The following is a 22630-nucleotide window of genomic DNA, read 5'->3' on the forward strand; positions in this document are numbered from 1 at the left end:
CCTTTTAAGTGAAGAAGTGCAGCCTACAGCTCAACGGACTGAAGTTTGCATTTACTCCTGCCCAATCAACTCCAAAAACTCCGACCGCTCGTCACTCATCCGCGCCACGCAATCATTTTGCGCGATGGTGAATGCCTTGCTGCCAGCGGTGGCCGGGAAGGCGTAGATGGCGCAGTCGGCGTCGCGGGTTTTCAGCCATTGTTGCTGGGCGGCCTTGATCTTGGCGGTGATGTCGGCCAATTGCGACGGGTTCTTGCCGTAGAGCGACTGCATGCGCTCGTTCAGGCTTTTGTAGTTTTCGCTCAGCAAATCTTCGGCGGTGGTTTTGCTGAAGGCGGAGCATTCCAGGGTCTGGACGTCGTTTTCGACTTTGTCGCAGGGAGTGTCTTCAGACTCCTCGGCGGCGTGTACGCCGGTCGCAATCAGTGCCAAAGCCAGGAAGATGAATTTCATGTGGTTGCCGCTCCCATCCAGTGAAGCATCAAGAGATATGGCGAATTCTGGCCCAAGCGGACAGCCTTGAACAGGTCGGCAATTGTGCCTTGCGACGACCCTTTGTCGCGGATTGACGCTTTCGGCAATTCCCCTGTCGTTTTTGCACCCGGCTGCCAATGCACCGAGGCATATGCTGGCCCCAAAGCGCCGGCACACGATTCGGCGCATGAATCGCCAACAAGGGGACAGCCTGATGAGCCCAGCCGAATTGCACGCCGACAGCATCGTTATCGACGGGCTGATTATTGCCAAGTGGAACCGCGAGCTGTTTGAAGACATGCGCAAGGGCGGTCTGACCGCAGCCAACTGCACCGTGTCGGTGTGGGAGGGCTTCCAGGCCACCGTCAACAACATCGCCGCCAGCCAGAAACTGATCCGCGAAAACAGCGACCTGGTGATTCCGGTGCGCACCACCGCCGACATCCGCAAGGCGAAAGAGCAGGGCAAGACCGGCATCCTCTTCGGTTTCCAGAATGCCCATGCGTTTGAAGACCAGATCGGCTATGTCGAAGTGTTCAAGCAGCTGGGCGTCGGTATCGTGCAGATGTGCTACAACACCCAGAACCTGGTCGGCACCGGTTGCTACGAGCGTGACGGCGGCCTGTCGGGCTTCGGCCGTGAAATCGTTGCCGAGATGAATCGCGTTGGTGTCATGTGCGACCTGTCCCACGTCGGTTCCAAGACTTCCGAAGAAGTCATCCTCGAATCGAAAAAGCCGGTCTGCTACTCACACTGCCTGCCGTCGGGCCTTAAAGAGCACCCGCGCAACAAGTCCGATGAAGAACTGAAGTTCATTGCCGACCACGGCGGTTTCGTCGGTGTGACCATGTTCGCGCCATTCCTGGCCAAGGGCATCGATTCGACCATCGACGACTACGCCGAAGCCATCGAATACACCCTGAACATCGTCGGCGAAGATTCCATCGGCATCGGCACCGACTTCACCCAGGGTCACGGCCAGGACTTCTTCGAGTACCTGACCCACGACAAGGGTTACGCCCGCCGTTTGACCAGCTTCGGCAAGATCATCAACCCGCTGGGCATCCGTACCGTCGGCGAGTTCCCGAACCTCACCGAAACCCTGCTCAAGCGCGGCCATTCCGAGCGCGTGGTGCGCAAGATCATGGGCGAGAACTGGGTCAACGTTTTGAAAGACGTCTGGGGCGAATAAGCCGCCGCACTTCTGATTCCTTTCCCCCGGTCATCCGTGCCGGGGGCAACACCAAAATTTTTCTGGAGTTAAGTTTCCATGGCCAAGATCGCCCCGCAATTGCCTATTGAAGTCGACAGCGAGACCGGTGTCTGGACGTCCGACGCCCTGCCGATGCTGTATGTACCGCGCCATTTCTTCGTCAACAACCACATGGGCATCGAGGAAGTGCTGGGCGCCGACGCCTACGCCGAAATCCTCTACAAGGCCGGCTACAAGTCCGCCTGGCACTGGTGTGAAAAAGAAGCCGAATGCCATGGCCTGGAAGGCGTCGCTGTGTTCGAACACTACATGAAGCGCCTGTCGCAGCGCGGCTGGGGCCTGTTCAAGATCCAGGACATCGACCTGGATAAAGGCACCTGCAGCGTCAAGCTCGAGCACTCGGCATTCGTCTACGTGTACGGCAAGGTCGGGCGCAAGGTCGACTACATGTTCACCGGTTGGTTTGCCGGCGCGATGGACCAGATCCTCGCCGCTCGTGGCAGCAAGATCCGCACCGTGGCCGAGCAAGTCTACGGTGGCTCCGAAGAGGGCCACGAAGACGGCTTGTTCATCGTCAAGCCGTTGTAAGTCGAGGAACCCGCCATGGCTTTCGAAGCAATGTTCCAGCCGATCCAGATCGGCAAACTGACCATCCGTAACCGCGTGCTCAGCACCGCGCACGCCGAGGTCTACGCGACCGACGGCGGCATGACCACCGACCGGTACGTCAAGTATTACGAAGAGAAGGCCAAGGGCGGGATCGGCCTGGCGATCTGCGGCGGTTCGTCCGTCGTCGCCATCGACAGCCCGCAGGAGTGGTGGAGCTCGGTGAACCTGTCCACCGACCGCATCATCCCGCACTTCCAGAATCTGGCCGACGCCATGCACAAGCATGGCGCCAAGATCATGATCCAGATTACTCACATGGGCCGTCGCTCGCGCTGGGACGGCTTCAACTGGCCGACGCTGATGTCGCCGTCGGGCGTGCGTGAGCCGGTACACCGTGCTACCTGCAAGACCATCGAGCCGGAAGAAATCTGGCGGGTGATCGGTAACTACGCGCAAGCGGCGCGTCGCGCCAAGGCCGGTGGCCTGGACGGTGTAGAACTGTCGGCGGTGCACCAGCACATGATCGACCAGTTCTGGAGCCCGCGGGTCAACAAGCGTACTGACGAATGGGGCGGCACCTTCGAAGGCCGCATGAAGTTCGGCCTGGAAGTCTTGAAAGCCGTGCGCGCCGAGGTCGGTGACGATTTCTGCGTGGGCATGCGCATCTGCGGCGACGAGTTCCACCCTGACGGCCTGTCTCATGAAGATATGAAGCAGATCGCCAAGTATTACGACGACACCGGCATGCTCGATTTCATCGGCGTCGTGGGCTCGGGTTGTGACACCCACAACACCCTGGCCAACGTGATTCCGAACATGAGTTATCCACCGGAGCCGTTCCTGCATCTGGCTGCCGGCATCAAGGAAGTGGTCAAGGTTCCGGTGCTGCACGCGCAGAACATCAAGGACCCGAACCAGGCCACCCGTATCCTGGAAGGCGGTTACGTCGACATGGTCGGCATGACCCGCGCGCACATCGCCGACCCGCACCTGATCGCCAAGATCAAGATGGGCCAGGTGGACCAGATCAAGCAGTGCGTCGGCGCCAACTACTGCATCGACCGTCAATACCAAGGTCTGGACGTACTGTGCATCCAGAACGCCGCGACTTCCCGTGAGTACATGGGCCTGCCGCACATCATCGAAAAAACCACCGGCGTCAAACGCAAGGTGGTGGTGGTCGGTGCCGGTCCTGCCGGGATGGAAGCCGCCCGCGTGGCTGCCGAGCGTGGTCACGACGTGACATTGTTCGAGAAGAAGGAATTCATCGGTGGGCAGATCACCACGGCGTCGAAAGCGCCGCAGCGTGACCAGATCGCCGGTATCACCCGCTGGTATCAGCTGGAACTGGCACGGTTGAAAGTCGACCTGCGCCTGGGCGTGGCGGCAGATGCCCCGACCATCATGGACCTGCGTCCGGATGTGGTGGTGCTGGCGGTCGGCGGTCATCCGTTCATCGAGCAGAACGAGCACTGGGGCGCGGCTGAAGGCCTGGTGGTCAGCAGCTGGGACATCCTCGACGGCAAGGTTGCACCTGCCAAGAACGTGCTGGTCTACGACACCATTTGCGAGTTCACCGGCATGTCCACCGCCGACTTCCTCGCCGACAAGGGCAGCCAGGTCGAGATCGTCACCGACGACATCAAGCCGGGCGTGGCCATCGGTGGTACGTCGTTCCCGACTTACTACCGCAGCATGTATCCGAAAGAAGTGATCATGACCGGCGACATGATGCTGGAGAAGGTCTACCGCGAAGGCGACAAGCTGGTGGCGGTGCTGGAGAACGAATACACCGGCGCCAAAGAGGAGCGGGTGGTGGACCAGGTGGTCATCGAGAACGGCGTGCGTCCGGACGAGGAGATCTATTACGCGATGAAGGAAGGCTCGCGCAACAAAGGCCAGATCGACGTCGAAGCCTTGTTCGCGATCAAGCCGCAGCCATGCCTGGAACAGAGCGGCGACGGCTACCTGCTGTTCCGCATCGGCGACTGTGTGGCCCAGCGTAACGTGCATGCGGCGATCTACGACGCGCTGCGGCTGTGCAAGGATTTCTAAGCCACAAACTGATCGTTCCCATGCTCCGCGTGGGAACGCGTCAATGGACGCTCTGCGTCCGCTCTTGGGACGCAGAGCGTCCCGGGCTGCATTCCCACGCAGAGCGTGGGAACGATCACTGACCCCGCGGTCTTTGGGAGCTCCACCATGTTGAACACCCTTCTTCCAATCCTGTTGTTCGCTGCCCTGGGCCTCGCGGTTCTGGGCGCGTTGCGGCGGGTAGCCATGTGGCGCCGGGGCCGGGCCTCGAAGGTCGATCTGATCGGCGGCCTGTTTGCCATGCCCAAGCGCTACATGGTCGACCTGCACCACGTGGTGGCGCGGGACAAATACATTGCCAACACCCACGTCGCCACGGCCGGCGGCGCGGTTGCGTCCATCGTGCTGGCGATCCTGGTGCATGGTTTCGGCCTGCATAACCGCATTCTTGGTTATGCGCTGCTGTTGATGTCGGCGGTGATGTTCGTCGGCGCGGTCTTTGTTTACCTGCGTCGGCGCAACCCGCCGGCGCGCCTGTCGAAAGGCCCGTGGATGCGCCTGCCGAAAAGCCTGATGGCGTTCTCGGTGTCGTTTTTCCTGGTGACCCTGCCGGTGGCCGGCATCCTGCCGGAAAACTTCGGCGGCTGGCTGTTGGCGGTGATCCTCGGGGTTGGCGTGCTGTGGGGCGTGTCCGAGCTCTTCTTCGGCATGACCTGGGGCGGGCCGATGAAGCATGCCTTTGCCGGTGCCCTGCACCTGGCCTGGCACCGTCGCGCCGAGCGTTTTGGCGGCGGTCGTTCCACCGGTCTGAAACCCCTGGATCTGAACGATCCGGCGGCACCACTGGGCGTGGAAAAACCCAAGGACTTCACCTGGAACCAGTTGCTCGGCTTCGACGCCTGCGTGCAGTGCGGTAAATGTGAAGCCGCGTGCCCGGCCTTCGCCGCCGGCCAGCCGCTGAACCCGAAAAAGCTGATCCAGGACATGGTTGTCGGCCTGGCTGGCGGTACCGATGCCAAGTTCGCCGGCAGCCCGTATCCAGGCAAGCCGATTGGCGAACACGCCGGTAATCCGCATCAACCGATCGTCAACGGTCTGGTGGATGCCGAAACCCTGTGGTCGTGCACCACCTGCCGCGCTTGCGTCGAGGAATGCCCGATGATGATCGAGCACGTCGATGCCATCGTCGACATGCGCCGCCATCTGACCCTGGAAAAAGGCGCGACCCCGAACAAGGGTGCCGAAGTCCTGGAAAACCTGATCGCCACCGACAACCCGGGCGGTTTTGCGCCAGGCGGGCGGATGAACTGGGCGGCGGACTTGAACCTCAATCTGCTCAGCGAAAAGAAATCCACCGACGTGCTGTTCTGGGTCGGCGACGGCGCCTTCGACATGCGCAACCAGCGCACCTTGCGCGCCTTCGTCAAAGTGCTGAAAGCGGCAAAAATCGACTTCGCCGTGCTCGGCCTCGAAGAGCGCGACAGCGGCGACGTGGCCCGACGCCTGGGCGACGAGGCAACCTTCCAGTTGCTGGCCAAACGCAACATCCAGACCCTGGCCAAGTACAGCTTCAACCGCATCGTCACCTGCGATCCGCACAGCTTCCACGTGCTGAAAAACGAATATGGCGCCTTCGATGGCAACTACCTGGTGCAGCACCACAGCACCTACATGGCGCAAATCATCGATGCGGGTGCGCTGAACCTCGGCCAGCACAAAGGCGACAGCGTGACCTATCACGACCCGTGCTACCTCGGCCGCTACAACGGCGAATATGAGGCGCCGCGTCAGGTCCTGCGTGCGCTCGGCATCGAGGTCAAGGAAATGCAACGCTCCGGTTTCCGTTCGCGCTGCTGCGGCGGTGGCGGCGGTGCGCCGATCACCGACATTCCGGGCAAGCAGCGTATCCCCGACATGCGCATGGAAGACATCCGCGAGACGGGCGCCGAACTGGTGGCTGTGGGCTGCCCGCAATGCACCGCGATGCTCGAAGGTGTGGTCGAGCCACGACCGCTGATCAAGGACATTGCCGAACTGGTGGCCGACGCGCTCCTGGAAGATGAGGCCCCAAAGTCGGCTACGCCGGCCAAACGTGAACCCGCGGAGGTGCACTGATGAGCGACATTATCCGCCGCGACCCCCGTGCCGAATGGATCGCCCGCAACCGTTTGCACCCGCTGCACGCGGCCATGCAACCGGCGCAACACAGCTGGATGGGGCCTAACGGCGTCATTCGCAAGAACCCGCACGGCATCGGTTTCATTGGACCTAACGGCATCAAGCGGATCGACCGCAGCGGCGCTCAGCAGGGCGGGGCGACCAAACGCTCGGCCGCCGTTGAAGTGCAATTGCCGCTGCATCAGGTGCCTGCACCGGCGTTCTACATTTGCGTGGTGCCGGACATGGTCGGTGGCCGCTTGAGCAGCCACGACAAGGACTTGCTGGGCCTGGCCCACCAACTGGCCGGCAGCGACGGCGCGGTACTGGCCGTGGTCTTCGGCGAGCATAAGGAAAACGCGTTTTCCACCGCCGGCGTCGATCGCTTGCTGGTGCTCGAAGGCGACGAGTTCAGTGGTTATGCACCGGAACAACGGGTCCAGGGCCTGCGGGCTGTGGATAACCAGTTCAGCCCGCGTCACTGGCTACTGCCGGACAGTCGCAGCGGTGGCGGTGAATTGGGTCGACGCTTTGCCGCGGCCCTGGGCGAACGCCCGGCCACGCGGGTCTGGCAGGTCAAGGACCAGGAGTGCATCGGCCGTGCCGGTGCCGGTTTGCAAGACCTGGCGCGTCCGGTTGCACGCTTGATTCTGGCTGCCGTCGAATGCGCCGAACCGGTCAGCGAAACCCGTCACGAAGCCTTGCCGGTGGAGTTATCCACAGCCATCGCCCGCAGTCTCTCGCGCATCGAGGACCTGGGGGCGGTGGCGGTGGACCCGGCGGCGATTCCCATGGCCGAGGCCGAATTCATTTTCTCTGGCGGCAACGGGGTCAAGGATTGGAACTTGTTCCACCAGACCGCCGCGGCCCTTGGCGCCACCGAAGGCGCGTCACGGGTGGCGGTGGACGATGGTTTCATGGCCCGCGACCGTCAGGTCGGCGCGTCCGGTACCTGGGTTACGGCGCGGGTCTACGTGGCGGTGGGAATTTCCGGGGCGATCCAGCACCTGCAAGGCATCGGTGCCTGCGACAAGGTGGTGGCGATCAACCTCGATCCGGGCTGCGACATGATCAAACGGGCCGACCTGTCGGTAATCGGCGAGAGTGCCGAGATTCTTCAAGCCTTGATCGCGGCGGTAGAGGCCTACCGCAACGACGCCAAGCGCGATGCGGCTTAAGGGAAGGAAAGGGTTATGAGCACGAAAATCATCAGCCTGGTGTCCATTGGCGCCCACCCGACTTCCGGTCGACCACGACGTGCGGAGCAGGATGCACGGGCGGTGGAACTGGGCTTGCAGCTGGCTGGGGATAACTTGCAGGTACTGCACGCCGGCGACGTCGCCGAGCCGGCCTTGCGCGCTTACCTGGGCATGGGGCTGGAACAATTGCATGTGCTGGAACAGCCGCAAGGCGCCGATGCGCTGCCGGCCTTGACCGCTTATTTGCGCGATGCCGGGGCTCAGGTCGTTTTGACCGGTAGCCAGGCGGAAACCGGCGAAGGCTCGGGCATGCTGCCGTTCCTGCTGGCCGAAGGCCTTGGCTGGCCGCTGGTGGTGGGGCTGGCGCAGGTCGAGTCCATTGACGGCGGTTCGGCGCTGGTGCTGCAGGCTTTGCCGCGCGGTCAGCGGCGTCGCTTGAAGGTCCGCTTGCCGTTTCTCGCCACTGTGGATAACGCCGCGCCCAAGCCACGGCAGAGCGCCTACGGCCCGGCCAGGCGCGGGGTATTGCAGGCCAATGACGTGGAAATCGTCGACGATGAATTGCTCGCAGTCGCCACCCTGCAACCGGCCAAGCCACGGCCGAAACGCTTGAAGGTGATCAAGGCCAAAAGCGGTGCGGACCGCATGAAAGCCGCAACGGCGAAAGCCAGTGGCGGTGGGGGACAAGTGCTCAAGGGCGTTACGGCGCAAACTGGGGCTGAAGCAATTCTCAAGTTGCTGATAGAAGAAGGTGTGGTCCGCTAGCAGTCAGTTTTGGGGGCAGGTCAATGGCAGTAGAATTTCGTCCGGCAGTGCGCGCGGACGCGCGCGAGATTGCGCGTTTGTTCCAGATTTCATCGGAGGGTGCTTCGGACTACATCTGGAGCCAGGTAGCAGAACCCGGGCAGGATCTGCTGGACGTCGGGGCCCTGCGTTACGCCCGTGACGATGTGGATTTCTCCTGGCAGAACTGCCTGATCGCCGAAGCTGAAGGTGAAGTCATTGGCATGCTGCACAGCTACGTGATGCGTCACGATCCTTTCGCAGCGCCGGTGACCGACCCGGTGCTGGCGCCGTACGCCAAAATGGAAATCCCCGACACCCTCTATATTTCCAGCCTGGCGCTGCATGAAGGCTGGCGCAATCAGGGGCTGGGCAAGCAGTTCCTGGCCTACGCCTACGACCGCGCCAACCGGCTCGGGCTCAATGGCCTGAGCCTGATCGACTATGCCGCGAACACCGGTGCCCGGCGGTTCTATGAGCGCCACGGCTTCCGTATTGTCGATACCTGCCAGATCACGCCGCATCCGATGATTCGGGTCACGGGTGAGGCATATCTGATGTATCGGCCTTAGCGGGTTCCCGGGTGGCGGGCGACCCTAGCAGAACTGATAGTGTTGGCTTTACTGGCGGTTTGTTAGGGTAGTTGACAGTTGGTACCCGCTTTCCCAGCAGGCCTGCCGGTGGCGTTCATGGGATGGCATGGCGGCGGATTACCCGGTCTCATCAAGGACGCTACCAATGCCCATCTCCCACCAAATTCGACGTGTTCAACCCTCTACAGCAATTGATCCGCTGTACTCCCGTACCCTGCTGCTCGCCAGCGACCTCCAGCAAAGCGTTCTCGCCGAGCTGGACCGCAGGGGGCCGAACCCGTTCGCCTATTCTCCCTATGGCTTGCAAAGCGGCGTGAGTCAGGCCGGTACGCATCTGGGCTTCAACGGGCAACTGAAAGAGCGTTCAACCGGTTGGTATCACCTGGGCAATGGCCATCGGGTCTATAACCCGCAGCTGATGCGGTTTCACAGGCCGGATGGGTTGAGTCCGTTTGGTAAGGGTGGAATCAATTCCTATGCCTACTGTGGTGGCTCTCCCGTGAATCGGGTCGACCCTAGCGGAGAGTGGTGGGTCCCTATTCCCGTCACTGGGCAGGTAATTGGTACTGCGGTAGGTGTGCTCTTTACGATTGCAGCTACTGTCAGGACAGCAGCTGCAATCGTTAACAGGTCAGTGCTCAGCACCAGTTCGCGCTTGGCCAACATCTTTAGTTTTTATGGCGGTGTTTCAGCTTTTGTCGTTCGCCCACTTGGAGTTCCAGCTGCTCTATCCGCTGTTTTACCCAATGCAAAGCAGGCTACTTCCGTCGTGGGCAATGCTATCAGTCAGGTCTCGACTTTCGTCGGGGGGACTATCGCGACTGTAAATCTCGCACGGACAACGCTGGGAACAGCTCGAGCAACTGGCCAGTCCTTGAGGCGAGTGGCAGTTGAATCAATCAAGGAAGTCAGTGGCTACAACTTGCTTCGGCGGCGGTCAATCGGTCAGGTTCCTCACGCAGACCTGCCTCTGGAAGACATCCGCGTTGACGCACGCGATATACGAGACCCGAATGCCTCGAGTGCGCCAGAGACGACTCGGTTTTAGCGAACGACTTTATTGATGCTTAATTGTGCCTTTTATTTTGCTGGGCTGGCGTGCATTCGATGATTTTGAGTTGAACCTCGACCTCGACTCTGGGGGTTGCTGCTTGGATGAAGTTTGATTCTGTTACCCACAATCCCTGTTAGTGCTTTTGTGGATAACATGTTCGCCCCTCGCTAAGACCCATGCAAAGCGCAGCCTGCAAGCCTTAGATCAAATAATAACCAGCATAAGTTACGGTTTTATCGCGCTTTTTTATTAAGTGGAGACCCATACTTGCACACAATCTCTGTTGGCGCTTCTGTGGATAAGATGTTTGCTCAACGCTGAAGGCCTTATAAACAGCGGCGTACAGGCTTCTGGTTAAAAATCGATCAAATCTTGGTTTTTTAGTGTTATACCGTGCGGGAACCCTCAAAAATCGCGGCTTTCAGCGCTTTTCCACAGAGGCGCAATAGTTGCCCCCAAAGTCTGTTGGCGCTTCTGTGGATAAGGTGTTTGTCATCCTCTACAGGCCACGTAATTCGTGCGTTATAGAGGATTGATCAATAAATGATCAGTCGCTCTGTAAAACCTTGCTTCTGGATAAGTCACGGATTTTCTTTGGTTTTTGTGGAGAAAGTTTCCGGTATTTCCACAGTTGTCCCCATTAGCTGTGGGTGGAGGTGTGGATAACTTGTTTGCGGAAGCCTGGGGGACGCGCAGGATATAGCTCTGAACGGAATAGATCATATTTCGTACAGTGCTAAGGGGGAGATATGAATTGTGGGGAGAAAACCCGCCCCCTGTAGGAGCGAGCATGCTCGCTCCTACAGGGGGCGGTGGCGTTAGCCTTGGACCGGGACGCCTTTGAGGTACGCCGCAGGTTCGGCGCCCAAGTTGCTCAGCAAGCGCTCGCTGTACCAATCCACAAAGTTCACCACACCGAACTCATAGGTCTTGGAGTAAGGCCCGGGCTGGTACGCGGTGGAGTTGATGCCACGCTGGTTCTCTTCGGCCAGGCGACGATCCTGGTCGTTGGTGGCGTCCCAGACTTGGCGCATGCGGTCCACGTCGTAGTCCACGCCTTCAACGGCATCCTTGTGCACGATCCACTTGGTGGTGACCATGGTTTCCTGCGCGCTGATCGGCCATACGGTGAACACGATGATGTGGTCGCCCATGCAGTGGTTCCACGAGTGCGGCAGGTGCAGGATGCGCATCGAGCCCAGGTCCGGGTTCTTGATGCGGCCCATGAGTTTTTGGCAGCCCTGTTTGCCGTCCAGGGTCATCGACACGGTGCCCTTGAGCAGCGGCATGCGCACGATGCGGTTACGCAGGCCGAAACTGGCATGGGCGTAAGGGATCTTCTCGGCTTCCCAGGCTGCGGCGGAGGCGGCGACGTGATCCTTGAATGCCTGGTCGGCGCGCGGGTCGGTGACGTCGTCCCATTCCAGCAGGGTTTTCAGCAGTTCCGGGTGCGACGCGTTGCAGTGGTAGCACTCGCGGTTGTTTTCCAGCACCAGTTTCCAGTTGGCCTTTTCCATCAAGGTGGTCGTGATTGCCACCTTGGTGTTTTCCATGTCGTACGGTTCCATGTAATGGCTGAGCGTCGACAGGAAGTCATCGATGGCCGGCGGGTTTTCCGCCAGGCTGATGAAGATGTAGCCACCGGCGGTCTTCACGTTCACCGGTTTGAGGCCGTACTGCTTCATGTCGAAGTCGGCGCCCATTTCGGTACCGGCGAACAGCAGGCGACCGTCGAGTTCGTAGGTCCACTGGTGGTAGTGGCAGACCAGTTTGGCAACCTTGCCTTTTTCACTGGTGCACAGGCGCGAACCACGGTGGCGGCAGACGTTATGGAACGCATGCACCACGCCTTCGGCGCCACGAATCACGATGATCGGGTTCTTGCCCACTTGCAGGGTCAGGTAGTTGCCCTTGGTCGGGATTTCGCAGGTCATGCCGGCGATCAACCACTCTTTCTGGAAAATCTCCTGCATGTCGATATCAAACAGGCGCTCGTCAGAGTAAAACGGCTGCGGCAGCGAGAAGGTGCGCTCGCGCTCTTGCAGCATCTGTGCGGTGGCCTTGCGTGCGGGTTCCAGCGGATCGCCCAGGCTCAGGGTAGTAGTGACGTCCATCGTTTAATCCTCAAGGCCATTCTGTGTGGCCGGCGAAAGTGGCTAATCAGGTGTGTTGCTAACGGTTGCTACGCAAGGTGTAAAGAATGTGTCTTGGTATGGGGCGAGTGTGGGGCCGGCGCTGGCCAGAACCTTATCCATGGGCGACATGGTGCAATCTGTTCCCGACGCGCAAGCCCCGGTCGTTGGGGGCTGGTCGCGATAAGCATGTGAATGTCGCAGATAGGTAAATGGGTGTTTCGCGCTATACGCAGAATCGCCAACATGAAGGCCGACAGTCGGCCGTGGAGATCAGCATGTCCAACAGCTTCCTGAACCCGGTAACCACCCAGACCTGGGCCAATGGTCGGCACATCGTCCGTTGTGTCAAAGTCATCCAGGAAACCTGGGATGTGCGCACCTTCTGTTTCATGGCCGACCAGCCGATCATGTTCTTCTTCAAGCCGGGGCAGTTTGTCACCCTGGAGCTGGAAATCGAAGGCCAGCCGATCATGCGGTCGTACACCATTTCCAGCTCGCCGTCGGTGCCGTACAGCTTTTCGGTGACCATCAAGCGCGTGCCGGGCGGCAAGGTGTCCAACTGGCTGCACGACACCCTGCACGAAGGCCAGGAGCTGGCGGTGCACGGGCCGGTCGGGCTGTTCAACGCCATGGACTTCACCGCGCCAAAGGTGCTTTACCTCAGCGGCGGCGTCGGTATCACGCCGGTCATGTCCATGGCGCGCTGGTTCTACGACACCAACGGCAATGTCGACATGGTGTTTATCCACAGCGCCCGTTCGCCCAAGGACATCATTTACCACCGCGAGCTGGAACACATGGCGTCGCGGATCGACAACTTCAGCCTGCACCTGATCTGCGAGAAGCATGGCATGGGTGAGCCCTGGGCCGGTTATCGCGGTTACCTCAACCACAGAATGCTTGAATTGATGGCGCCGGACTTCCTTGAGCGGGAAGTGTTCTGCTGCGGCCCGACCCCGTACATGAACGCAGTCAAGCGCTTGCTGGAAGGCGCTGGATTCGACATGAAGCGTTATCATGAGGAATCCTTCGGCGCGACGCCGCCAGAGGCGCGTGCTGACGCTGTGGAGCATGCCGAACAAGCGGCCGAAGCACCGGAAGTCGACGCGGCGGATTTGCACCAGGTGGAGTTCATCTCCTCCGGCAAGAGCATTCGCGTGGCGCCTGGCGAAACCGTGCATGCGGCGGCGGCCAAGGTCGGCTTGCTGATTCCCAAAGCCTGCGGCATGGGTATCTGCGGCACCTGCAAGGTGTTGAAGCTGGGTGGCGAAGTGGAGATGGAGCACAACGGCGGAATCACCGAGGAAGACGAGGCCGAAGGGTACATCCTGTCGTGCTGCAGCGTGCCGAAGGGCGACGTGCGCATCGAGTTCTAACAAACGCTATAGAAACCCTGTGGGAGCGAGCTTGCTCGCGATGACGGAATCAAATTCAACATCAATGTTGTCTGATCCACCGCCATCGCGAGCAAGCTCGCTCCCACAGTGATTGCATTAGCTCTGAAGGGTTAGTGGGACATCACTTCCCGAATGTCCCGCGCCAATTCCCGTACGCGCTCTTCTTCGGTGTCCCACGAGCACATGAAGCGTGCGCCGCCGTTGCCGATGAAGGTGTAGAACCGCCAGCCCTTGGCGGTCAGCGCGGCGATGGCCGGTTCCGACAGTTGCAGGAACACGCCGTTGGCCTGCACCGGGAACATCAGTTCCACGCCTGGAATGTCGCTCACCAGTTCGGCCAGCAGTTGCGCACAGTGGTTGGCGTGGCGCGCATATTTGAGCCAGGCGTCGTTTTCCAGGATGCCGACCCACGGTGCCGACAGGAAGCGCATCTTTGAAGCAAGCTGCCCAGCCTGTTTGCAGCGGTAGTCAAAGTCTTCAGCCAGCTTGTGGTTGAAGAACAGGATCGCCTCACCCACCGCCATGCCGTTTTTCGTGCCGCCGAAGCACAGCACGTCGACGCCGGCCTTCCAGGTCAAGTCCGCTGGCGTGCACCCGAGGAACGCGCAGGCGTTGGAGAAGCGCGCGCCGTCCATGTGCAGGTTCAGGCCCAGCTCCTTGCAGGTGGCGCTGATGGCGCGGATTTCGTCCGGGGTGTAGACGCTGCCGACTTCGGTGGCCTGGGTCAGGGTCACGACGCGGGGTTTGGGGTAGTGGATGTCCTGGCGCTTGAGGGCGATTTCGCGGATCGAATCCGGCGTCAGCTTGCCGTTTTCGGTGCGGGCGATCAGCAGTTTGGAACCGTTGGAGAAGAATTCCGGTGCGCCGCATTCGTCGGTTTCGACGTGGGCTGTTTCCGAGCAGATCACGCTGTGGTAACTCTGGCACAGTGACGACAGGGCCAGCGAGTTGGCGGCGGTGCCGTTGAAGGCGAAGAACACTTCACAGTCGGTTTCGAACAGTTTGCGGAAATCGTCGGACGCGCGGGCGGTCCACTCGTCGTCGCCGTAAGCGCGCTGGTGGCCATGGTTGGCCTGTTCCATGGCAGCCCAGGCTTCAGGGCAAATGCCGGAATAGTTGTCGCTGGCGAATTGTTGGCTCTTATCGGTCATGGCCCTGCTTTCCGTGGTCGGGACGCTTATGGTGAAACGTCTCGTGGTCAATGATGGTGCGCACTTTACCGAAGATCGTCCGGGGCGCGCACGGGATGTCTCTGTCAGAACATTACAAGGATGTTGGGCAATTATGCACATGGCTACACACTTAAATCAGCGCGACCGTGCACTGGATCTGCTCAAGTGGCTGGCGCTGCTGGGCATGGTGCTCGATCACCTTCGATATGTCGGCTACTCCGCCGATTGGCTGTATGTGCCGGGACGCCTGGCCTTTCCGTGGTTTTGCCTGGCGATGGCGGCCAACCTGGCGCGCAAGCCGGCGGAGGCGACCAACGGGCGGTGGCGCTATCTGGGCTGGTTGTTGATGTTTAGCGCTGTGAGTGAAATTCCCTACCGAATGTTCATTCCCAACCCCGACACGTTGAACGTGATGCCCACGCTGGCACTCGGTCTGTTGGTGGTGCGCGGCTGGCAGGACCGGACCCTGCAGGCGCGTCTGTTGGCAGTCGGCGCCGTCGTGCTGGCGGCACTGTTTTCGCGACAGCTGATGTTCGGATTTTTTGGCGTGATGTTGCCGCTTGCAATGCTGCTGGTGATCCGGCGCCCCTGGTATTTCGCCTTGCTACCGGGGCTGGTGTGTCTGGCGGCCAATCAATGGCAGGTGCTGTATTACTCCGTTCGATTGGGTAATCACGTGGCCCTGGCGGCTGTCGTTACTTGTCTGATTGCGCCATGGCTGGGGCTGTTCCTGTTGCGACATGCCGGTGACGTAAAACCACCGCCGATGCGGCGCTGGGCGTATGCGCTGTACCCCATGCATTTCCTGGCGTTGCTAATTGTCCGTCAGATCGCCGCATAACCCTGTGGGAGCTGGCTTGCCAGCGATAGCGGTGGGGCAGCCGCCATCCATGCCGGATGTAAAGCCGTCATCGCTGGCAAGCCAGCTCCCACAGGGGTTCTCTGCTGATTTGAGGAAGGTGTTCGATCCACCATTTCCCGCCATGTCGTAAACGCACCTTTGCGTGGCGCGCGTAGGCATTTGACGACTCGTAGCCGGTCATACCATCGCTATCAAAGGGCACTGCCGAAAAGCCAGTGCCTCACCGAGACGAATGGCGCACCGCCGCCGCTGGGAGAGACGCGATGTTCAGCAAGCAAGACCAGATCAAGGGTTACGACGATGCACTGCTGGCGGCGATGAATGCCGAGGAGCAACGCCAGGAAGATCACATCGAACTGATCGCGTCGGAGAACTACACCAGCAAGCGTGTGATGGAAGCGCAAGGCAGCGGCCTGACCAACAAATACGCCGAAGGCTACCCAGGCAAGCGTTACTACGGTGGCTGCGAGCACGTCGACAAGGTCGAGGCCCTGGCCATCGAGCGCGCCAAGCAACTGTTCGGCGCCGACTACGCCAACGTGCAGCCGCACTCCGGTTCCTCGGCCAACAGCGCCGTGTACCTGGCCCTGCTGCAAGCCGGCGACACCATCCTGGGCATGAGCCTGGCCCATGGCGGTCACTTGACCCACGGTGCCAAGGTGTCGTCCTCCGGCAAGCTGTACAACGCCGTGCAGTACGGCATCGATACCGACACCGGCCTGATCAACTACGACGAAGTCGAGCGCCTGGCGGTCGAGCACAAGCCGAAAATGATCGTTGCCGGTTTCTCGGCCTACTCCAAAACCCTCGATTTCCCGCGCTTCCGTCAGATCGCTGACAAAGTCGGTGCGCTGCTGTTCGTCGACATGGCCCACGTTGCCGGTCTGGTCGCTGCCGGCCTGTACCCGAACCCGCTGCCGTACGCCGACGTGGTCACCACCACCACCCACAAGACCCTGCGCGGTCCACGTGGCGGCCTGATCCTGGCCAAGTCCAACGAAGAAATCGAGAAGAAGCTCAACGCTGCCGTGTTCCCCGGTGCCCAGGGCGGCCCGCTGATGCATGTGATTGCCGGTAAGGCAGTGTGCTTCAAGGAAGCGCTGGAGCCAGGCTTCAAGGCTTATCAGCAACAAGTGATCGACAACGCCCAGGCCATGGCCGGCGTGTTTATCAAACGCGGCTACGATGTAGTGTCCGGCGGCACCGATAACCACCTGTTCCTGGTCAGCCTGATCCGTCAGGGCCTCACCGGCAAAGAGGCGGACGCAGCACTCGGTCGCGCCCACATCACTGTGAACAAGAACGCTGTCCCGAACGATCCACAGTCGCCGTTCGTCACCTCCGGTCTGCGCATCGGCACCCCGGCGGTCACCACTCGCGGCTTCAAGGTGACGCAGTGCGTCGAGTTGGCCGGCTGGATCTGCGACATTCTCGACAACCTCGGCGATGCCGATGTCGAGGCCAATGTCGCCCAGCAAGTATCGGCACTGTGCGCAGACTTCCCGGTTTATCGCTGAGCGCGGTTTTTGGAGTAAATGACTATGCAACGCTACTCAGGCTTCGGCCTCTTCAAACACTCCCTCAGCCACCATGAAAACTGGCAGCGGATGTGGCGCACACCGACCCCGAAAAAAGTCTACGACGTGGTCATCGTCGGCGGTGGCGGGCATGGTCTGGCGACCGCCTACTACCTGGCCAAGGAACACGGCATCACCAACGTGGCCGTGGTCGAGAAGGGCTGGCTGGGCGGCGGTAACACCGCGCGCAACACCACCATCGTTCGCTCCAACTACCTGTGGGACGAGTCGGCGCACCTGTACGAACACGCGATGAAACTGTGGGAAGGCCTGTCCCAGGACCTGAACTACAACGTGATGTTCTCCCAGCGTGGCGTCTACAACCTGTGCCACACCCTGCAGGACATCCGTGATTCCGAGCGTCGTGTCAGCGCCAACCGCCTCAACGGCGTGGACGGCGAGCTGCTCGATGCCAAGCAAGTAGCCGATGAGATTCCGTACCTCGATTGCTCGAAGAACACCCGCTACCCGGTGATGGGCGCCACCGTCCAGCGTCGCGGCGGCGTTGCCCGTCACGATGCCGTGGCCTGGGGCTTTGCCCGTGCCGCCGACGCCCTGGGCGTGGACTTGATTCAACAGACCGAAGTAATCGGTTTCCGCAAGGAAAACGGCGTGTGCATCGGTGTTGAAACCAACAAGGGCTTCATCGGCGCCAAGCGCGTCGGCGTGGTGACTGCCGGTAACTCCGGGCACATGGCCAAGCTCGCCGGTTTCCGCCTGCCGATCGAATCCCACCCGCTACAAGCGCTGGTGTCGGAGCCGATCAAGCCGATTATCGACAGCGTGATCATGTCCAACGCCGTGCACGGCTACATCAGCCAGTCCGACAAGGGCGACCTGGTGATCGGCGCCGGTATCGACGGCTACAACGGCTACGGCCAGCGTGGTTCGTACCCGGTGATCGAACACACCATCCAGGCCATCGTCGAGATGTTCCCGGTCTTGTCCCGCGTACGCATGAACCGTCAGTGGGGCGGCATCGTCGACACCACGCCGGATGCCTGTCCGATCATTTCGAAAACCCCGGTGCCGAACATGTTCTTCAACTGCGGTTGGGGTACCGGTGGCTTCAAGGCAACACCTGGCTCGGGCAACGTGTTTGCCGCAAGCCTGGCCAAGGGCGAAATGCACCCATTGGCCGCACCTTTCTCCATCGACCGTTTCCACAACGGTGCGTTGATCGATGAACACGGCGCTGCTGCGGTTGCCCACTAACAGGAGAAATCCCCATGTTGCATATCTTCTGTCCTCACTGCGGCGAACTGCGCTCCGAAGAGGAATTCCACGCATCCGGCCAGGCGCACATCCCGCGTCCACTGGACCCTAACAGCTGCACCGACGAGGAGTGGGGCGACTACATGTTCTTCCGCGATAACCCTCGCGGCCTGCATCACGAGCTGTGGGATCACGTCGCCGGTTGCCGTCAGTACTTCAACGTCACCCGCGACACCGTGACCTACGAGATTCTCGAAACCTACAAGATCGGCACCAAGCCACAATTCACCGACAAGACCGATAGCCCGAAAGCGGCCAGCACGGCTCTGGGAGAGAAGGTATGAGCCAGATCAATCGCCTGTCCAACGGCGGACGGATCGACCGCAACAAAGTCCTGACGTTTACTTTCAACGGCCAGAGCTACAAAGGCTTCGAAGGCGATTCCCTGGCCGCTGCACTGTTGGCCAACGGCGTCGACATCATCGGTCGCAGCTTCAAGTATTCCCGTCCGCGCGGCATCTTCGCCGCCGGTGCCGAAGAGCCGAACGCGGTGCTGCAGATCGGCGCCACCGAAGCCACGCAGATCCCGAACGTGCGCGCCACGCAACAGGCGCTGTATCAAGGCCTGGTCGCCACCAGCACCAACGGTTGGCCGAGCGTGAACAATGACATGATGGGGATTCTCGGCAAGGTCGGCGGCAAGCTGATGCCACCGGGTTTCTACTACAAAACCTTCATGTACCCGCAATCGTTCTGGATGACTTACGAGAAGTACATCCGCAAGGCTGCCGGCCTGGGTCGCTCGCCGACCGAGAACGATCCGGACACCTACGACTACATGAACCAGCACTGCGACGTGCTGATCGTGGGCGCTGGCCCTGCCGGCCTGGCGGCTGCACTGGCGGCTGCGCGCAGCGGTGCCCGTGTAATTCTGGCTGACGAACAGGAAGAGTTCGGCGGCAGCCTGCTCGACTCCCGCGAAAGCCTCGACGGCAAGCCGGCGATGGAGTGGGTCGCCAGCGTCATCGACGAACTCAAGAACACCCCGGACGTGCTGCTGTTGCCGCGCGCCACGGTCAACGGTTATCACGACCACAACTTCCTGACCATCCACGAGCGCCTGACCGATCACCTCGGCGACCGTGCGCCGATTGGCCAGGTGCGTCAGCGCATCCACCGTGTTCGCGCCAAGCGTGTCGTGCTGGCGACCGGCGCTCACGAGCGTCCACTGGTCTACGGCAACAACGACGTGCCGGGCAACATGCTGGCTGGCGCTGTCTCGACTTACGTGCGCCGCTACGGCGTGGCACCGGGCAAGAAGCTGGTGCTGTCGACCAACAACGACCACGCCTACCGCGTTGCTCTGGATTGGCTCGATGCCAGCCTGCAAGTGGTGGCGATCGCCGACGCCCGCAGCAACCCGCGCGGTGCGCTGGTGGAAGAAGCGCGCGCCAAGGGCATTCGCATCCTCACCGGCAGCGCCGTGATCGAGGCCCGTGGCAGCAAACACGTGACCGCTGCCCGCGTTGCAGCCATCGATGTCAAAGGCCACAAAGTCACCAGCCCTGGCGAATGGCTCGACTGCGACATCGTCGCCAGCTCCGGCGGTTACAGCCCGGTGGTTCACCTGGCTTCGCACTTGGGCGGCAAGCCGATCTGGCGTGAAGACATCCTCGGTTTCGTACCGGGCGAAGCACCGCAGAAACGCGTGTGCGTCGGTGGCATCAACGGCGTCTATGGCCTCGGCGATTCCCTGGCCGATGGTTTTGAAGGTGGCGTGCGCGCTGCCAGCGAAGCCGGTTTCGGTGCGGTCGAAGCGACCTTGCCAAAAGCCCTGGCGCGTCTGGAAGAGCCGACCCTGGCGCTGTTCCAGGTGCCGCACGAAAAGAACACCGCACGGGCGCCGAAGCAATTCGTCGACCTGCAGAACGACGTCACCGCCGCCGCCATTGAACTGGCGACCCGTGAAGGCTTCGAGTCGGTCGAGCACGTCAAGCGCTACACCGCGCTGGGCTTCGGTACCGATCAGGGCAAGCTGGGTAACGTCAACGGCCTGGCCATCGCTGCCCGTTCGCTGAACGTGACCATCCCGCAGATGGGCACCACCATGTTCCGTCCGAACTACACGCCGGTGACCTTCGGCGCCGTGGCCGGTCGTCACTGTGGGCACATCTTCGAACCAGTGCGCTACACCGCCCTGCATCAGTGGCACCTGAAAAACGGCGCCGAGTTCGAAGATGTTGGCCAGTGGAAACGACCATGGTACTTCCCGAAATCCGGTGAAGACATGCATGCGGCAGTCAAGCGCGAATGCAAAGCCGTGCGCGACAGCGTCGGCCTGCTGGACGCTTCGACCCTGGGCAAGATCGACATTCAAGGCCCGGATGCACGTGAGTTCCTCAACCGCATCTACACCAACGCCTGGACCAAGCTCGATGTGGGCAAGGCGCGTTATGGCCTGATGTGCAAAGAAGACGGCATGGTCTTTGACGATGGCGTAACCGCTTGCCTGGCCGACAACCACTTCGTGATGACCACCACCACCGGCGGCGCTGCACGCGTGCTGCAATGGCTGGAAATCTACTCTCAGACTGAATGGCCAGAGCTGAAGGTGTACTTCACTTCCGTGACGGATCACTGGGCAACCATGACCCTGTCCGGGCCGAACAGCCGCAAGCTGCTGAGCGAAGTCACCGACGCCGACCTGAGCAGCGAAGCCTTCCCGTTCATGACCTGGAAAGAAGCTCTGGTCGGTGGCGTACCGGCGCGGATCTTCCGAATCTCGTTTACCGGTGAACTGTCGTACGAAGTCAACGTGCAAGCCGACTACGCCATGGGCGTGCTCGAGAAAATCGTCGACGCTGGCAAGAAGTACAACCTGACCCCGTACGGCACTGAAACCATGCACGTACTGCGGGCCGAGAAGGGCTTCATCATCGTCGGTCAGGACACTGACAGCTCGATGACCCCGGACGACCTGAACATGGGCTGGTGTGTCGGTCGCACCAAACCGTTCTCGTGGATCGGCTGGCGCGGGATGAACCGCGAAGACTGTGTACGTGATCAGCGTAAGCAGTTGGTGGGCCTGAAGCCGATCGATCCGAACAAGTGGCTGCCAGAAGGTGCGCAGTTGGTGTTCAACACCAAGCAGGCGATCCCGATGACCATGGTCGGTCACGTGACCTCCAGCTACCTGCACAACTCCCTGGGCTATTCGTTTGCCATGGGCGTGGTCAAGGGCGGCCTGAACCGCATGGGCGAACGTGTGTTCGCGCCACTGGCGGACGGCAGCGTGATCGAGGCGGAAATCGTTTCTTCGGTGTTCTTCGATCCGAAAGGCGAACGCCAGAACGTGTAACAACACAGTACCTGTGGGAGCGTGGCTTGCCCGCGATGAACGATAACGCGGTGTATCAGGCAAAACGCGTCGCTCCCATCGCTGGCAAGCCAGCTCCCACAGGGAACACAGAATTCAGGAACAGGTGCTTTATGACCGCAGCCAATGTTTACCAACAACGCCCAACCAATGGGGCCAAGGCCGAGTCGTCGCTGCATCACGCCGACCTCGCCAGCCTGGTGGGCAAGGGTCGCAAGAACGCCGGCGTGACCGTGCGCGAGAAAAAACTCCTCGGTCACCTCACCATCCGTGGTGATGGCCACGATGCCGCGTTCGCCGCGGGCGTACACAAGGCCCTGGGCATCGAATTGCCGGGTGCACTGACCGTCATCGTCAAAGGCGAAACCAGCCTGCAATGGATGGGGCCGGATGAATGGCTGCTGATCGTGCCGACCGGTGAAGAGTTCGCCGCCGAGCAAAAACTGCGCAAGGCGCTGGGCGACCTGCACATCCAGATCGTCAACGTCAGCGGTGGCCAGCAGATCCTCGAACTGAGCGGCCCGAATGTGCGCCAGGTGTTGATGAAATCCACCAGCTACGACGTGCACCCGAACAACTTCCCGGTGGGCAAGGCCGTCGGTACGGTGTTCGCCAAGTCGCAACTGGTGATCCGCCACACCGCCGAAGACACCTGGGAACTGCTGATCCGTCGCAGCTTCTCGGATTACTGGTGGTTGTGGTTGCAGGATGCGTCGGCCGAGTTCGGCCTTAGCGTCCAGGCGTAAAGATGATCGTTCCCACGCTCCGCGTGGGAATGCA

18 protein-coding genes are annotated in these 22630 nt (G+C 60.8%); 15 read left to right on the forward strand and 3 right to left on the reverse strand.

Going from position 1 to position 22630, the window contains the following annotated elements; all coding sequences use genetic code 11:
* Nucleotides 1-51: 51 nt before the first annotated feature.
* Complete coding sequence (locus ACIO0C_RS01865; RefSeq protein WP_401307082.1) at nucleotides 52-453, reverse strand: lysozyme inhibitor LprI family protein; 402 nt, start codon at nucleotides 451-453, stop codon at nucleotides 52-54.
* Between the two features lie 235 nt (nucleotides 454-688).
* Between ACIO0C_RS01865 and ACIO0C_RS01870 the strand changes: the two genes are divergently transcribed.
* The 8 genes from ACIO0C_RS01870 to ACIO0C_RS01905 all read left to right on the forward strand — a co-directional run bounded on the left by ACIO0C_RS01870 (nucleotide 689) and on the right by ACIO0C_RS01905 (nucleotide 10110).
* Nucleotides 689-1666: a dipeptidase gene (locus tag ACIO0C_RS01870; RefSeq protein ID WP_008019494.1), complete on the forward strand. Its 978-nt coding sequence runs from the start codon at nucleotides 689-691 to the stop codon at nucleotides 1664-1666.
* A gap of 78 nt (nucleotides 1667-1744) precedes the next feature.
* A complete protein-coding gene (locus tag ACIO0C_RS01875) occupies nucleotides 1745-2275 on the forward strand; it encodes a DUF5943 domain-containing protein (protein WP_401307084.1) in 531 nt (176 codons plus the stop codon).
* A gap of 15 nt (nucleotides 2276-2290) precedes the next feature.
* Nucleotides 2291-4351: a dimethylglycine demethylation protein DgcA gene (gene dgcA, locus ACIO0C_RS01880; RefSeq protein WP_401307086.1), complete on the forward strand. Its 2061-nt coding sequence runs from the start codon at nucleotides 2291-2293 to the stop codon at nucleotides 4349-4351.
* Nucleotides 4352-4498: 147 nt separating this feature from the next.
* On the forward strand, nucleotides 4499-6445 hold the full coding sequence (gene dgcB, locus ACIO0C_RS01885; protein ID WP_401307089.1) for a dimethylglycine demethylation protein DgcB: 1947 nt from the start codon (nucleotides 4499-4501) through the stop codon (nucleotides 6443-6445).
* Nucleotides 6445-7665 carry an electron transfer flavoprotein subunit alpha/FixB family protein gene (locus ACIO0C_RS01890; RefSeq protein ID WP_401307091.1) on the forward strand — a complete coding sequence of 407 codons (1221 nt, stop codon included), beginning with the start codon at nucleotides 6445-6447 and terminating at the stop codon, nucleotides 7663-7665. Before dgcB ends, ACIO0C_RS01890 begins: the two co-directional genes overlap by 1 nt.
* Nucleotides 7666-7680: 15 nt before the next feature.
* On the forward strand, nucleotides 7681-8451 hold the full coding sequence (locus ACIO0C_RS01895) for an electron transfer flavoprotein subunit beta (protein WP_401307093.1): 771 nt from the start codon (nucleotides 7681-7683) through the stop codon (nucleotides 8449-8451).
* Nucleotides 8452-8474: 23 nt separating this feature from the next.
* Nucleotides 8475-9041 (forward strand): GNAT family N-acetyltransferase, encoded by a 567-nt coding sequence (locus tag ACIO0C_RS01900; RefSeq protein WP_401307095.1) that lies wholly within the window; start codon nucleotides 8475-8477, stop codon nucleotides 9039-9041.
* A 166-nt stretch (nucleotides 9042-9207) separates the two neighbouring features.
* A complete protein-coding gene (locus tag ACIO0C_RS01905; RefSeq protein WP_401307098.1) occupies nucleotides 9208-10110 on the forward strand; it encodes an RHS repeat-associated core domain-containing protein in 903 nt (300 codons plus the stop codon).
* A gap of 824 nt (nucleotides 10111-10934) precedes the next feature.
* Here ACIO0C_RS01905 and gbcA read toward each other — a convergent pair.
* Entirely contained in the window at nucleotides 10935-12230 is a 1296-nt protein-coding gene (gbcA, locus tag ACIO0C_RS01910; protein ID WP_401307101.1) for a glycine-betaine demethylase subunit GbcA, read from the reverse strand.
* 296 nt (nucleotides 12231-12526) lie between these two features.
* Here gbcA and gbcB point away from each other — a divergent pair, with 296 nt between their 5' ends.
* Nucleotides 12527-13627 carry a glycine-betaine demethylase subunit GbcB gene (gbcB, locus tag ACIO0C_RS01915; protein ID WP_401307104.1) on the forward strand — a complete coding sequence of 367 codons (1101 nt, stop codon included), beginning with the start codon at nucleotides 12527-12529 and terminating at the stop codon, nucleotides 13625-13627.
* Between the two features lie 131 nt (nucleotides 13628-13758).
* Here gbcB and ACIO0C_RS01920 read toward each other — a convergent pair whose 3' ends face one another.
* Nucleotides 13759-14799 carry a low specificity L-threonine aldolase gene (locus tag ACIO0C_RS01920; protein WP_401307107.1) on the reverse strand — a complete coding sequence of 347 codons (1041 nt, stop codon included), beginning with the start codon at nucleotides 14797-14799 and terminating at the stop codon, nucleotides 13759-13761.
* 133 nt (nucleotides 14800-14932) lie between these two features.
* On the opposite strand from ACIO0C_RS01920, the gene ACIO0C_RS01925 reads away from it, so the two are divergent.
* The 6 genes from ACIO0C_RS01925 to ACIO0C_RS01950 all read left to right on the forward strand — a co-directional run bounded on the left by ACIO0C_RS01925 (nucleotide 14933) and on the right by ACIO0C_RS01950 (nucleotide 22596).
* Nucleotides 14933-15661 (forward strand): TraX family protein, encoded by a 729-nt coding sequence (locus ACIO0C_RS01925; RefSeq protein WP_401307346.1) that lies wholly within the window; start codon nucleotides 14933-14935, stop codon nucleotides 15659-15661.
* 284 nt (nucleotides 15662-15945) lie between these two features.
* Nucleotides 15946-17199, forward strand: a complete 1254-nt coding sequence (glyA, locus tag ACIO0C_RS01930) for a serine hydroxymethyltransferase (protein ID WP_008057116.1) — start codon at nucleotides 15946-15948, stop codon at nucleotides 17197-17199.
* Nucleotides 17200-17223: 24 nt separating this feature from the next.
* Nucleotides 17224-18474 carry a sarcosine oxidase subunit beta gene (locus tag ACIO0C_RS01935; RefSeq protein WP_007980419.1) on the forward strand — a complete coding sequence of 417 codons (1251 nt, stop codon included), beginning with the start codon at nucleotides 17224-17226 and terminating at the stop codon, nucleotides 18472-18474.
* 14 nt (nucleotides 18475-18488) lie between these two features.
* Nucleotides 18489-18818 carry a sarcosine oxidase subunit delta gene (locus ACIO0C_RS01940; RefSeq protein WP_007980417.1) on the forward strand — a complete coding sequence of 110 codons (330 nt, stop codon included), beginning with the start codon at nucleotides 18489-18491 and terminating at the stop codon, nucleotides 18816-18818.
* Entirely contained in the window at nucleotides 18815-21832 is a 3018-nt protein-coding gene (locus ACIO0C_RS01945; protein WP_401307111.1) for a sarcosine oxidase subunit alpha, read from the forward strand. The genes ACIO0C_RS01940 and ACIO0C_RS01945 overlap by 4 nt, the downstream gene beginning before the upstream one ends.
* Nucleotides 21833-21963: 131 nt before the next feature.
* Nucleotides 21964-22596, forward strand: coding sequence for a sarcosine oxidase subunit gamma (locus ACIO0C_RS01950; protein ID WP_272603820.1), 633 nt, complete (start codon nucleotides 21964-21966; stop codon nucleotides 22594-22596).
* The last annotated feature ends 34 nt before the right edge of the window (nucleotides 22597-22630 follow it).

The organism is Pseudomonas sp. NPDC087336 (genome assembly GCF_044744285.1).
Lineage (GTDB): Bacteria > Pseudomonadota > Gammaproteobacteria > Pseudomonadales > Pseudomonadaceae > Aquipseudomonas.